This is a genomic window from Stenotrophomonas sp. S4 (assembly GCF_054187805.2).
In genome coordinates, this window is sequence record NZ_CM196188.1 from 1,610,082 (window position 1) to 1,622,756 (window position 12,675).

The following is a 12,675-nucleotide window of genomic DNA, read 5'->3' on the forward strand; positions in this document are numbered from 1 at the left end:
GCATGAAGTTGACCCTGCCCACCTGGCTGACGTTGTTGCGGATCGTGATGATCCCGGTGCTGGTGCTGGTGTTCTACCTGCCCTACACCTGGACCAACTTCGCTTCGGCGGCGATCTTCGGCCTGGCTGCGATCACCGACTGGCTCGACGGCTGGATCGCCCGCCGCTACCAGCTGGAGTCGGCCTTCGGCGCCTTCCTCGACCCGGTCGCGGACAAGCTGATGGTGGCGGTGGCGCTGTTCCTGATCGTGCAGGGTCACCCGACGCCGTGGATGGCGTTCTGGGCAGCGGTCATCGTTGGTCGTGAGATCGCGGTGTCGGCGCTGCGCGAGTGGATGGCCGAACTGGGCCAGCGCGCCAAGGTGCGCGTGGCGATGATTGGCAAGATCAAGACCACCGCACAGATGGTCGCACTGCTGTGCCTGCTGTACTCGGTGGCTCCGAACGTGCCGGTGCAGGACATCTGGATGGGCTGGCCGGTGTTCCACATCGGCGACTGGACGCTGGCGATTGCCGCCGTGCTGACGTTGTGGTCGGGCCTGCAGTACCTGCACGCCGCCTGGCCGAGCCTGCGCGATGACGAGCGCGCGGCGCGCGAGCGTGCGCGGCAGAAGAAGCTGGGCAACTGAGCCCCAGGGTCGGATCCCTTTCCGCAGGAAAGGGCTCTGAGCCCATCGGTGCAACCATCCGCGCATGGCGTGGATCTACTCGACGCGCTGGATGGATCTACGGTGATGCCCCATCCACGCATGGCGTGGATCTACTGGAAACGCTGCATCCACGGATGATGCGGATCCATCGGTTTGCGCGGATGCTGTAGTAGATCCACGCCATGCGTGGATACGCGCCGCCGGGCACCCTGCAGACCCTGAGAAAAAGCGCTTGACGCCATCCTTGGAACAGGTAGAATTTCGCCTCCCAAGCGGGAATAGCTCAGTTGGTAGAGCGCAACCTTGCCAAGGTTGAGGTCGCGAGTTCGAGTCTCGTTTCCCGCTCCAAATTTTGATCCACAGACTTCTACTGGGGTCTGTAGGTCATTGAAAAAAGGAGCTTCGGCTCCTTTTTTCATTCCAGCGAGTGCCACGGAAATCCACCCACAGCTACCGTTTTTGAGTGACCAAATAAGGCACAAGAATACGGGTGGGTCGGCTACCGGATAGTTGCTGGGGCTGAGCGGGGACCATGACGAGCATAGGGCCTAAGTCATTACTTAGGAGTCTCGAAATGGCGCTCTCTGATCTGACCGTCCGGCAGGCGAAGACCACCGGAAAACGCTACACCCTCTCCGACAACGACTGCCTGGGCCTGATGGTCTCAGCCGCAGGCGGCAAGTCATGGCAATTCCGCTACTACTGGCTGGGCAAGCAAAAGCGCCTGTGCCTGGGCGGCTATCCTGCTCTCAGCCTGCGCGAGGCCCGGATCGAGCGAGACAAGGCCCAGGCCCTGCTCGCCAGGGGGATCGATCCTCAGGTCGAGCGCGACCAGAAACGGCACGCGGCCAAGCTGGCGGGCGAATACACCTTCAAGACCGTCTTCGATGCCTGGGTCGAGCATCGCCGCAAGGAACTCAAGGAAGGCCGTCAAAGCACGCTGTCGCAGATCCTGCGCATCTTCAACAAGGACGTGTTGCCCACCCTGGGAAGAATGTCGATCTACGACATTCGCCGCCCCCAACTCCTGGGCGTCTTGGCGGCGATCGAGAAACGCAAGGCGTTCACCACCGCCGAGAAGGTCCGCACCTGGTTCAACCAGTTGTTCCGCTATGCCCTGGTCATTGCCGAGGGGTTGGAAGTCAACCCGGCCGCCGACCTGGACGTGGTGGCAGAGCCCAAGCCCCCCGTAGCCCACAATCCCTACCTGCACCTGCCCGAGATGCCCGAGTTCCTCCAGAAGCTCCGGCTCTACAACCCCCGTGGCTGGCAGACCCAGCTTGGCGTCCGGCTGCTGTTCCTGACCGGGGTGCGCACCGGCGAACTGCGATTGGCCGAACCCGAACAGTTCGACCTCGACAGGGGCTTGTGGATCATCCCACCGCAGATCGTCAAGCAGCTCCAGGATGAAATGCGCAAGGCAGGGAAGCGGCCGCAGGATGTGCCCCCCTATATCGTGCCGCTATCCCTGCAGGCCATCGAGATCGTGCGCTATCTCCTGGGGGTGATGCGGCCGGCGCAGAAGTACTTGCTGTCACACCGCAGCGAACTCAAGAAGCGCATCAGCGAGAACACCCTCAACAAGGCCGTGCAGCTCATGGGCTATGAGGGGCGCCTGACCGGCCACGGCATCCGCGGCACTATCTCGACGGCGCTCAACGAGATTGGCTACCCGAAGATTTGGGTGGACGCGCAGCTTTCCCATTCCGACCCCAACAAGGTGAGTTCGTCCTACAACCACGCCAAGTACGTTGAGCCGCGCCGTCGGATGATGCAGGACTGGGCCGATCGGCTCGACCTGCTCGAACAGGGCGAAGTGGAAGCCGCGAGCGCGCATCTGACCATCCGTATCGACGGGGCGCCGGCGATGGCAGAAGTGGAGGAAGCGGTGGATGCGACCCTCGCGATGGCCGAGCCCACTCCTCCCGGCGTCCCGCCCGTCGTGGCCACGCCTATTGTCGTAACCCCGAGCAGCGGCGGCATCACGTTCCAGCGGCTGTCTCAGGTACCGCCGCCTCCGACGCATGCCCCAGAGCCGGAAGTGTCCGCGATCCAGCGCGAGCGCGAGGAAATGCTGACCATCTACGAGTCTCCAAGCAGCTTGCCGGTCCCGCTGTTCGGCAAGCTGGCCGGAAAGTCCAAGGACCAGATCAACCGCGAACTGAAAGCGGGCAAGTTGCTGTCCATCAGTTTGGGCAATCGGGGGCAGCGTGTTCCCGATTGGCAACTGGTGCCGCTCAAGCACAAGCTGGCCCAGGTGCTCATGAACCAGTGCCCGCACGCGGATTCGTGGGATCTGTACCGCATGCTGACCCAGCCGCACCCTGACCTGGGGGACCGCGCGGCCATTGATGCGGTCACGCCGACCAACGTGCCGGCGATCATCCAGGTCATCATGGGCGACTACCAGCACTATGCGGATATGCCCGAGGCCATTGCCCCGTACCCCATCCCCGAGGATGTGCGGCAAAGCGTTCGTCGGCTGGTGGATAGCGCAGTAGTTCTAGACGGAGCATAGGGCTCTCAAACCTTGCAGGGGCCTTGCGGCCCCTGCATTACGCTTGCACCGCCTCCACGAGTTCGCTCAGCGTGCGCGGTGCGGGAGCGAAGAACACGGCGCCGGTGTGCGCCGTCGAGAAATCGAGCAGGCGGTCGTGCATGCCTGGCGGATCGCCGAGGAACATGCGCTCCAGCATCTTCTGCGTCACCCACAGATGCCTGGAGTAGCCGATGAAGTAGGTGCCATATTCGCCCTGGCCGGGGCGGCCGAAGGGCATGTTGTCGCGCAGGATGTCGTGCTCGGTGCCGTCGTCGTCCACGATCGTGGCGAGGGTCTTGTGCGATTTCTGGCCGCTCGTCGCGTCGGGCAATTCGACATTGCTGACGATCTCCCGGCCGATGATCCGCTCTTGCTCGTCCTTGGCGAGCCGAGCCCACGGCTGCATTTGGTGCAGATACTTCTGCACCACCAAGTAGCTGCCGCCGGCGAACGCCTGATCTTCACTGCCGACCAGCGTCGAGGCGCCGATGTCGTGCCCGGTCGGGTTGGCCGTGCCATCGACAAAGCCAAGCAGGTCGCGGGAGTCGAAGTAGCGAAAACCGACCACCTCGTCGGCCACCGTCACGCTGCTGCCCAGTTGGTCCAGCAGCAGGCGCTCGAATTCAAAACAGAGGTCCTCGCGTTCGGCACGGATGTGAAAGAACAGGTCGCCGGGCGTGGCAGGCGCGGTGTGCTTGGCACCCTCGATGGGCACGAAGGGCCGTAGTTCCTTCGGGCGCTTCCCGGTCTGGAAACGGTCCCATAGCGCCGATCCCAGTGCAGTGATGCACGACAGCCGGCCGTTGAGATCGCGGAAGCCCACCGTTTTGATCAGGTCGTCCAGCCCGTCCAAGACGCCGGCGACCGCCTGAAGGGCCTCGTGGCCCTCGGCGACCGTCAACGTGAGAAACACCGCCGCGCGCGACAGCGGCGCATCGATGCTTTGCGAGTCAATTGGTACTCGATCCCAACCACTTCCAACCATTCGTGCCTCCAAAGACCATGTTAATTCATCATATTGCCAGAGATGGAAGCGCTATCACTGGCGCGCTAACAGGCGCGTGCCGCTGCAATTACCCGCACGCAGCCTCGGCGAGAGCGGGCTATGGGGTATTCGAGCAAGCCGCCCTGTCCCTGGCAACCAGCATTGCCCTGTGCTCGAACCGCTCAGAAACAACATTGGCTCGTCCGTGGGGCCGCTGCAGGTATGTCACGATCTCGTAGGGGCCGTCTGAAAGCGGTCGCATAGTGATCCCCCACGCATGGGCACGCTCAATGCGCGATTGCGCGGAGAGCCCCACTCCGTAGCCAGCGGTCACCCAAAGCGCCATCATCTCGAACGAAGTCACGTGCTGAATGCTCTGCTGGCTCAACGGAAGAAAGGACAGTCGCTGATCCAGCAGTAGGCAAGCCTCCGCCGGCCAGCGAAACACCGGATAGTCCAGAAGCTCGGCAAGCGTGATCTTCGCCTGGGCAACTAAGGGGGACCCCAGCGGCACTGCAACAGCCACGTTCTCCACCCAGAGCGGTTGGCTTTTCACAGCCGGAGCACCAGCGTTCCGAAGCGTCATTCCAGCGTCGTAGCGGCCTTCCTCAAGGCCCGTCAACAGATCATCGGCTGAGGTCTCAAAGAACGTGATGGTGACTTCTGGTTCCTCCGCGCGCTGTAGGGCAAGAAGCGTTGTGAGGCAAGAGGATGGCACTCCGGGCGCGATAGCAAGCCTGAAATGGGAAAACTGGCTGGTGGCGTCATGCATGAGGGCCCCCAATAAGCGATCTGTCCAGAAAGGCAAACCAGCGTTGCAGGAAAGAGTGAAGTTTAACGTCGTTATCTTTAACGTGGTTAATTGTGGCAGATTGTTTGACGCTTCTGCTAATGCAGAAATCAACAATTCAGCCAGGCCGTCCTTCTGGCACATCGACGTATGAATCCGAGTCGGCGTTAGCCTTCGGACAGGCCGTGCGCGCTGCGCGCGTCGCTCAAGGAGTCGCGCAAGACGAGTTCGCATCTCGGGCAAGCATTTCGCGTTCTCACATGGGTAAGATCGAGCGTGGTGAGCACGTGCCCACGCTTCCGCTCATACTGAAAATTTCTACGGCACTTGGAATAAGCGCGGCTGACCTGATGACGGCGACCGAACGCAATCTGCGTGCCGACACTGATCCCTGAGTGTCTAGCCTGCCAGGCTCCGTCAACCGTCCGAAGAGTCGCGAAGGCGAACGATAAATCGCTCCACCGAAGCCGATAAATTGCCGCCGTCCGGCCGAAGCAGGTAGGTGGTGATCACGGCAGAATCCATCGCCAAGGGGCGGATCACCACATCCGGCCGTTGGGAGATGGGAATCTTGGTCGCCGTCATGAAGCCGATGCCGTAGCCGGCGCCGACCAACGTGAGCATCATGTCCAGCGAGGACACTTCCTCGACAACATTCAGCTTGTGCTCCAACGTGTTGAGCAGCCGCTTGAGTTCGCGGCAATAGCCCTCGCATACCTGCGGGTCGCACAGGACAAGTGGATGGCCTTGAAGTTCTTGAAGTGGCACCTCCTTGTAGGTGAGCAATGAGTGACGAGCTGGCACCGCAATCACCAGCGGGTCGTGCCAGATTGGTTCGGCAGCGATACCGTCGCCGACATCGCCCGTGTGCGCGAACCCGATCATGAAGTCGCCCGAACGCAAGCCACGCACTTGCTCTGCCAGAGGCACTTCTGACAAGCGTATTTCGATCTCCGGCTCCTCGGCGCGGCAACGAGCCAGAAATGCCGACAGCCGTGGATCGATAGCCCCATCTGATACAGCGATGCGCAGGCTACCGCGCAAGCCCGATGCCACAGCCTTGGCATTTTCACGAGCCTGTTCCAGCACTGTGAATAGACGGCGAACATCTTGCAAGAAGACCGCGCCCGCCGCCGTTAGAACTGTTCCTCGTCGGTTTCGGTCGAAGAGCACTACGCCCAACTCGTCCTCAAGTTCCTTGATGGCTCGTGATAGCGGTGGTTGTTCGATATGCAGGCGCTCAGCCGCCCGCGTGAAATGTAGCTCCTCAGCAAGAACTACGAAGCAGCGAAGATGGCGCAGCTCCATAGGCCACCCTCCCGTTCCGACTTATCCAACACTGTGCTATCTCCCTATAGAAGTGACTGCCATTCTGGCGGCGGCGAGTTCGGCCACATCATTGGAAACTTCTGGCTGAATGAGCCAGGGCTGGGTTGACCGTGCGATGGCCCGAGGCAGGCACAACACTAGGCGAGCCTGATCAAGTCCGTGGGGTGATAAGGATCAGACGAAGGCTATCTCCAGCCACGCACGTCAATGGATGCCGTGCATCGTCCCCGTCTGACCCTTGGCCGATTGCGAACCAAGCGCTTGAACACGCTTGCGGTTGATCATCACCTGCGGGTTGCTGAGGCTCTGCTCCTGGTCCGAGCCAAGGCAAGTACCCTGGGGCAGACGGCAAATGCCGGCGAAAATATTCGCCGGCTCCAGTTGCTGCCCGGAGACTGGCGGGACCAGAATGCCTCTCACCAGAAAGTGTGAGACATCCTGATGCTTAGCCCGCGCCGGATGCTTAATGCCGCACTGAACCATGCGGGTCGATGACGTACTTGTATGCAGAACCCGCGTCGAACTCTTTGTACGCGGCGGGCGCGTCTTCGAGCTTGATGAACTTAGTGTTCATCATCGGCGAAAGGTAAGGCATGCGATCGTTCAGTATCGCCCGCATTAACGCGTGGTTGTAGTTGGCCGTCGGAGATTGACCAGCCGACATTCGCGGCGACTTGATCCAGGCGTTGGACCATTCCAGATCCATATGGCCTTTCTTGGCTTTCGGGTCTTTCGAGATCGGGTTTGCGCAGTACACACCGACCGTACTGGTCATTCCGCCGAAGCGGACATATTTGAGCATTGCGTTGGTAACAGCGCTCTCCACGATCTTGTCAGCCTCCGCGCCAAACCCGCGGCAGTCCACACCAACATAGTCGATGACGCGATCCACCTCCCTGTGCCCGGTAATGCGTTCGAGATGCTCCTCGATCGGCACGCCGTCGGAAAGGTTGATGGTTTCCACGCCGTGTGGCTTGAGAAGGTCCAGCCGCTCTTGAATGTAATCGGCAACGATGATGGCGCCTGCACCCAGAAGTCTGGCGCAGGCGGCACCCGCTCTGCCGACCGGCCCGGCACCGAAGATCAGGATGTTTTCGCCGACGACGTAGGCCGGCGCGGCTGGCCAGTCTGGGCCAGCGAACCCATGGAAAGCTGTGGGTAATACGTCAGAGAGAAGGGTCAGGTCGCGGATTTTTTCCATGGCGGCATCCTTGTCAGGGAAGCGAAGGAGATTGAAATCCGCATACGGTACGAAGAGATAATCACCTTGCCCCCCCGTCCAGCCACCGAGGTTGAACCCGTAGGCTCCGCAGTCGATTTCGGGGTTGGTGTTCTCGCATACATCGGAGCGCATATGCTTGCAGTTGTAGCAACGCCCACACCCCACATTGAAGGGAACGGAAACGATGTCGCCCTTCTTCACGACTTCGACGTCTGATCCCACTTCGATCACTTCGCCGGTCATTTCATGGCCCATGGTCATTCCCTTAGGAACAGCAAACGAACCGCGATAAATGTGAAGGTCGCTGCCACAGATATTTGTGGTAACTATTTTGAGGATAGCGCCATGGGGTGCGCTTTTCCCTTGAGGGGTTATCAGCTCTGGAAATTTGAAGGTGTTGACCTTCATTTCCAAGGGCTTCTCGAAAGTCACGATTCGGTTACCGGTCGGAGTCATTTCGTCACCTCTGTGCGTTAATGTTTCCATCTTCTAAATCGAAGTGGGAAACGAAATTTACCGCTGTCAAGAAGAACGATCGTGGTACTGCCTAGCCGTTGGCCGCGTCTCCTTCTGCGGTCTTGACAGCATCGGATCAAGCTCAGAAGTGGTCAAACTGGAATAATCTATGTGCAGATAGGCACGATCTATCTACGCGGGATCGTCGAGCCGTGCTCGTCTCCTAGCCGGGAGAGGGCAACGATCATCGCTACATCGCGCCTCCTAGCTTGATCTAGGAACAGTCAGCTCGACCCAGCGAGACATGAGGAGGCCGCATGCAGCAGGTACTCCTGTCCCCCGAGTTGCCCCTGGACCTAGTGGCCTTCGATGGGTTGCTCAGCACGTGGCGCCTGTTAGCGGCGCACACGGCATGCCTGCAATCTTCGCCTGGTTGAAGCAATACAGAGTTGCTCTTCAAGACTCGCTATTTCAGGGGGCTTTGAGATGAGTCTGCTTTGGGCTGGAACCGACGATGGATCGATATAACGGATTGAAGAGTGGCGGCGAGTTCGGGGGTGTGCACCATTTCGAGCAATGCACGCGATGACGGTGCCTCGAACGCATTTTTCCCAGCAACGAATCCGACATTTGAGTGCGACATTGGTCCATTGATTGCGATTGCGTGGAGATTTGGAATGTGCGCGAGTTGGCCGGCGAGAGATTGCGGAAGAACTGCCGAATATTTTCCTGTCGCCACGTGTGCCGATAGCACGTCAATTGAATCAGTGCGAATAGTCTGCGCGGTACATTGCATCAGCCTATCTTGAATGGGTTCAGGTACTGCCGAGTTCAGCACGCAGAGTTGTCTATTGAGAACATGGTCCCACGTTGTGCTTCGGGGTTGCTGTGTTCTCGCGGCGTGAAAAAGGAAAATGCGTTCACGGTACAGAAGGTGAGTATCGAAGTCTTCCCCTGGGATATCCTCCAAATGCATGAGTGCGATATCCAAATTGTTTTCTCGAATCGCCTGTAGCAGGGAAGAAGCGCCGGAAACCAGAACTGATTGTTGAAGTAAGGGTGTTTTTTCAGCAAGGGCGATGCTTAATGTGGGCGCTACACCGGCAGTTCCTGGGAGTATCCCTAGCCGGAATTGCCCCTCTATACCTCGCCGTAGTGCGGAGAGTTCTCGCTCCAGCCCTTTGCAGTCGTCATACATCTGCTGAGCCCAAGACAGTACGCGCATCCCTTCAGAAGTGAGGCCGTCATAGCGTCGGCCATGACGCACGATCTCGACACCCATGTCTTCCTCCAATTGCTTAATGCCCGCGGAGAGTGTCGGCTGAGAAACATTGCAGCTTTTGGCCGCGTTGCCAAAATGGCCTTCACGGTGCAAAGCAAGCAAGTATTCAAAGTTTCTTACGATCATATATTTTCTTCTGATAAAGTTGATTAGATTTTATACTTTCACGAAAAACCCTGCGCACGCTTCGATCCGCGTCCAACCTTGGGCACGTAGCTGGCACGCATGAAAGGCTGCCGCGCGCAGTGCCCATACAGTAGGTTCGACTCGTCATCGACGGTCAGCACCACAACGCACGGGACAGCCAATAGCGCGAACACAGGTGCTTTGCGCTGTGGGCGAGTCGTCCTCATGTAGCTTAGCAGTTGGCGCGTTCTGGAAGGGAGTAAGCGTGAGTGGTGAGGCACGCAACCGCAAAAGGCGGTGCTAAGCTCTTGAGCTGTTCGGGTCGTGGCCGTTGAAGCGGCGAGAGAATGGAGCCTGCCATGGCCGTTGTGGCGCAGCTAGTACACCATGCCCCCAGCGTTTCCTTAGCTGCGATTGACGGGCATGCCTGGCGGTAGCTCAATAACAGCCATTTATGGATGAAGGAATGAGGGGAATAAGGCAGATGAAGATATTCACCATTGGATTCACTAAGACCTCCGCGCGGTCCTTCTTCACCAAGTTAAGTGCTTCTGGTGCCAAGCGCCTTGTCGATGTTCGCCTGAATAATGTTTCGCAATTGGCCGGATTCGCTAAACGCGAGGATCTTCGATATTTTTCCGAGGCGTTGTGTGGGATGGAATATGAACATCTACCAGCACTTGCTCCAACCAAAGACATGTTCGAGGAATATAAAATAAAAGGGGGAGATTGGGATATCTACGCCAGTAAATTTCTGGATTTAATGTCGTCCCGAAAGATTGAGTCAATCGATAAAGAAAAGATTGATAACAGTTGCCTGCTTTGCAGCGAAGACAAGCCCCATCACTGCCATCGGAGGCTAGTGGCCGAGTACCTTGCAGGCAAATGGCCGAATGTTGAGATCGTGCATCTTTAGAGGGGCGACGTAGCTCCACGTTTCCAACGCCTCGTCTGGAGGGCTGAGAGAGACAAAGGCGCGTATCGGCGGGAGCCGGCGCCACACATTGGGCGTACAGAGCAACCTCGCCCGCCACGGCTCGATGTCAGCGCTCAACGAGGCGAGTGGCTCCAGGTGCATTGGCAGACGGGCCGCTGGCTGACGTCGTGGCGATCGGCGGATATGCACTGGGAAGCCCGCCCATGTGTTGGGCTATCATGTTGGCGACGCCTACGCCCAGGTGGGGCGCGGCAGGATCGCCGTCATTTACACCCCAGTTTGGTACTGCTATAGGTCTTCTGGAATAGCCGATACATCAGGACAAATTGAAGTAGCTCAATTAGGAGATATCTAATGTCAACCGGTATGTTTATTCTGCACTCCAACTATACGCCGGCGGGGGACCAGCCAGAGGCGATAGCGCGCCTGCTGTCGGACATAGAAGAAGGTGCGACGCACCAGACGCTGAAAGGTATCACCGGCTCAGGTAAGACCTTCACCATGGCCAATGTGATTCATCGTCTGAAGCGGCCTACGTTGATCTTGGCTCCTAACAAGACGTTGACCGCGCAGCTTTATGGTGAAATGAAGCACTTCTTTCCTGAGAACGCGGTCGAGTACTTCGTTTCCTACTACGATTATTTTCAGCCCGAAATCTATATGCCGGGCACCGATCGTTTCATTCCAAAGGACTCGGCCATCAATGACCACCTTGAGCGCCTGCGCCTGTCCACGACCAAATCCTTGATTGAGCGTCGTGACGTGATCGTCGTCGCTTCGGTGTCTTCAATCTACGGCCTGGGTGATCCAGATGCATATCGAGCGCTACAGATCGCTCTGTCCCCTGGGGTCAAACTAAACCAGAGAGAGCTAATTCGTCGCTTGGCTTTGCTGCAATATGATCGCACGGAGCGCACTCTCAAGCGTGCAACGTTCCGCGTCCAAGGTGATGTGATTGACATTTTCCCCGCTGATTCCGAGTACAGGGCGGTTCGGGTGGAACTGTTGGATGACACTGTTGCGTCTGTCCAATGGATGGACCCTGTTACTGGCAAGACGTTGGGAGAGATAGACCATTATTTGGTTTCGCCAAAAACGCTTTTCGCACCGCCCACGAACAAAATAGATTCTGCATCCAAAAAGATACTCGCTGATATGGAAGAGCGGGTTGCCGAGCTGAACAGGAATAATCGCTTGGTCGAGGCAAACAGGCTGTACGAGCGGATCACGCATGACGTGGAAATGATGCGCGAGGTCGGCTATTGCTCGGGGATGGAGAATTATTCCTGCTACTTCAGCGACCGAGACGCAGCTTCTCCTCCGATCACGTTGCTGGATTATTTGCCGAAAGACGGGCTGCTGTTCGTCGATGAATCTCATGTCATGGTGCCACAGATATCCGCAATGTACCGGGGGGATCAGGCGCGCAAGGACACGCTGATCGATTACGGGTTCCGTTTGCCTTCATCGAAGAACAACCGGCCATTGAACTTTGACGAGTTCGAGAAGGTCAAGCCTCAGACCATCTTTGTTTCCGCTACTCCGGGCGACTACGAGCTGAGGGTGTCGAAAGGCAGGGTTGTCGAACAGGTTATCAGGCCAACGGGACTGCTTGACCCCAAGGTTGAAGTGCGGAAAGCGGATGGATACATAGATGACCTGCTTGCCGAAATATCGAAGTGCGTGAAGAGAAAGAATCGAGTGCTTGTGACTACGCTGACGAAGGTCAGTGCAGAAGAGCTAACGGATTTCTTGACGGACAACGGGATTCGAGCGCGCTACATGCATTCGGACATAAAAGCGGAGGATCGTGTTGAGATCATCAATGGCCTGCGCGCAGGAGAGTTCGATGTTTTGATTGGGATTAGTCTTTTGCGCGAAGGGCTGGATATTCCAGAGGCATCATTGGTTGCCATTCTCGATGCAGACCGTGCAGGGTTCTTGCGTTCGGCCCATGCGCTCATTCAGATGATCGGTCGAGTCGCTCGGAATGAAAACGGCAAGGCGATCTTGTACGCCGACGCGGTGACGCCGGCGATGAAGCAGGCGATCGATGAGACCAATAGGCGCAGGCAGCTTCAAATTGCCTTTAACGAGGAAAATGGGATTTCTCCAGCCTCGTCTGTGCGAAAACTAGCAGGGGAAGAGACGAATACGGAGGAGCCCACCGTTCATTCCGAGGCTTTCTGCGAGAACTTGTCCGACCTTTGCGATCAGATCACTGCCAAGGAACAGCAGCTACTCAAATTTACCGATACCGGTGACGAGCAGCGCGTCGAAGACATTCGTCATCAGTTGGATGGGTTGTACCGGCAATTCATTTACATCTAATCGTTCGCCGGCATTGGGTTGCATGGCC

10 protein-coding genes and 1 tRNA gene are annotated in these 12,675 nt (G+C 57.9%); 6 read left to right on the plus strand and 5 right to left on the minus strand.

Going from position 1 to position 12,675, the window contains the following annotated elements:
• The first annotated feature begins 2 nt into the window (after positions 1-2).
• The 3 genes from pgsA (at position 3) to ACUZUJ_RS07380 (ending at position 3,168) form a co-directional block, all read left to right on the plus strand.
• Positions 3-629, plus strand: a complete 627-nt coding sequence (gene pgsA / locus ACUZUJ_RS07370; protein WP_014036627.1) for a CDP-diacylglycerol--glycerol-3-phosphate 3-phosphatidyltransferase — start codon at positions 3-5, stop codon at positions 627-629.
• A gap of 293 nt (positions 630-922) precedes the next feature.
• Positions 923-998, plus strand: a tRNA-Gly gene (locus ACUZUJ_RS07375).
• Positions 999-1,224: 226 nt separating this feature from the next.
• Positions 1,225-3,168, plus strand: a complete 1,944-nt coding sequence (locus tag ACUZUJ_RS07380) for a tyrosine-type recombinase/integrase (protein ID WP_023103875.1) — start codon at positions 1,225-1,227, stop codon at positions 3,166-3,168.
• Between the two features lie 37 nt (positions 3,169-3,205).
• Here the strand turns inward: ACUZUJ_RS07380 and ACUZUJ_RS07385 are convergent, their stop codons facing one another.
• Together ACUZUJ_RS07385 and ACUZUJ_RS07390 are read right to left on the minus strand one after the other, a co-directional pair.
• A complete protein-coding gene (locus ACUZUJ_RS07385) occupies positions 3,206-4,174 on the minus strand; it encodes a Dyp-type peroxidase (RefSeq protein WP_020924940.1) in 969 nt (322 codons plus the stop codon).
• Between the two features lie 118 nt (positions 4,175-4,292).
• Complete coding sequence (locus ACUZUJ_RS07390) at positions 4,293-5,108, minus strand: substrate-binding domain-containing protein (RefSeq protein ID WP_017514781.1); 816 nt, start codon at positions 5,106-5,108, stop codon at positions 4,293-4,295.
• On the opposite strand from ACUZUJ_RS07390, the gene ACUZUJ_RS07395 reads away from it, so the two are divergent.
• A complete protein-coding gene (locus ACUZUJ_RS07395; protein ID WP_009459591.1) occupies positions 5,066-5,359 on the plus strand; it encodes a helix-turn-helix domain-containing protein in 294 nt (97 codons plus the stop codon). The genes ACUZUJ_RS07390 and ACUZUJ_RS07395 overlap by 43 nt on opposite strands.
• Positions 5,360-5,381: 22 nt before the next feature.
• On the opposite strand, the gene ACUZUJ_RS07400 is transcribed toward ACUZUJ_RS07395, so the two are convergent.
• From ACUZUJ_RS07400 to ACUZUJ_RS07410, 3 genes are all read right to left on the minus strand, one after another.
• Entirely contained in the window at positions 5,382-6,272 is an 891-nt protein-coding gene (locus tag ACUZUJ_RS07400; protein ID WP_023103878.1) for a LysR family transcriptional regulator, read from the minus strand.
• Between the two features lie 484 nt (positions 6,273-6,756).
• The gene (locus ACUZUJ_RS07405) at positions 6,757-7,923 is read right to left on the minus strand and encodes a glutathione-independent formaldehyde dehydrogenase (RefSeq protein ID WP_020924942.1); all 1,167 of its coding nucleotides are present in this window, start codon (positions 7,921-7,923) and stop codon (positions 6,757-6,759) included.
• Between the two features lie 514 nt (positions 7,924-8,437).
• Positions 8,438-9,379, minus strand: a complete 942-nt coding sequence (locus ACUZUJ_RS07410) for a LysR family transcriptional regulator (RefSeq protein WP_028698648.1) — start codon at positions 9,377-9,379, stop codon at positions 8,438-8,440.
• 484 nt (positions 9,380-9,863) lie between these two features.
• On the opposite strand from ACUZUJ_RS07410, the gene ACUZUJ_RS07415 reads away from it, so the two are divergent.
• Entirely contained in the window at positions 9,864-10,295 is a 432-nt protein-coding gene (locus ACUZUJ_RS07415) for a DUF488 domain-containing protein (protein ID WP_023835768.1), read from the plus strand.
• A 375-nt stretch (positions 10,296-10,670) separates the two neighbouring features.
• Complete coding sequence (gene uvrB / locus ACUZUJ_RS07420; RefSeq protein ID WP_306725897.1) at positions 10,671-12,647, plus strand: excinuclease ABC subunit UvrB; 1,977 nt, start codon at positions 10,671-10,673, stop codon at positions 12,645-12,647.
• Positions 12,648-12,675: the final 28 nt, after the last annotated feature.

Coding starts and splice junctions, on each gene's coding strand:
- ACUZUJ_RS07395 (WP_009459591.1), top strand. CDS start 5,066: ATGCAGAAATCAACAATTCAGCCAGGCCGTCCTTCTGGCACATCGACG.
- ACUZUJ_RS07390 (WP_017514781.1), bottom strand. CDS start 5,108: ATGTGCCAGAAGGACGGCCTGGCTGAATTGTTGATTTCTGCATTAGCA.
- ACUZUJ_RS07410 (WP_028698648.1), bottom strand. CDS start 9,379: ATGATCGTAAGAAACTTTGAATACTTGCTTGCTTTGCACCGTGAAGGC.
- ACUZUJ_RS07415 (WP_023835768.1), top strand. CDS start 9,864: ATGAAGATATTCACCATTGGATTCACTAAGACCTCCGCGCGGTCCTTC.
- uvrB (WP_306725897.1), top strand. CDS start 10,671: ATGTCAACCGGTATGTTTATTCTGCACTCCAACTATACGCCGGCGGGG.
- ACUZUJ_RS07400 (WP_023103878.1), bottom strand. CDS start 6,272: ATGGAGCTGCGCCATCTTCGCTGCTTCGTAGTTCTTGCTGAGGAGCTA.
- ACUZUJ_RS07405 (WP_020924942.1), bottom strand. CDS start 7,923: ATGAAGGTCAACACCTTCAAATTTCCAGAGCTGATAACCCCTCAAGGG.
- pgsA (WP_014036627.1), top strand. CDS start 3: ATGAAGTTGACCCTGCCCACCTGGCTGACGTTGTTGCGGATCGTGATG.
- ACUZUJ_RS07380 (WP_023103875.1), top strand. CDS start 1,225: ATGGCGCTCTCTGATCTGACCGTCCGGCAGGCGAAGACCACCGGAAAA.
- ACUZUJ_RS07385 (WP_020924940.1), bottom strand. CDS start 4,174: ATGGTTGGAAGTGGTTGGGATCGAGTACCAATTGACTCGCAAAGCATC.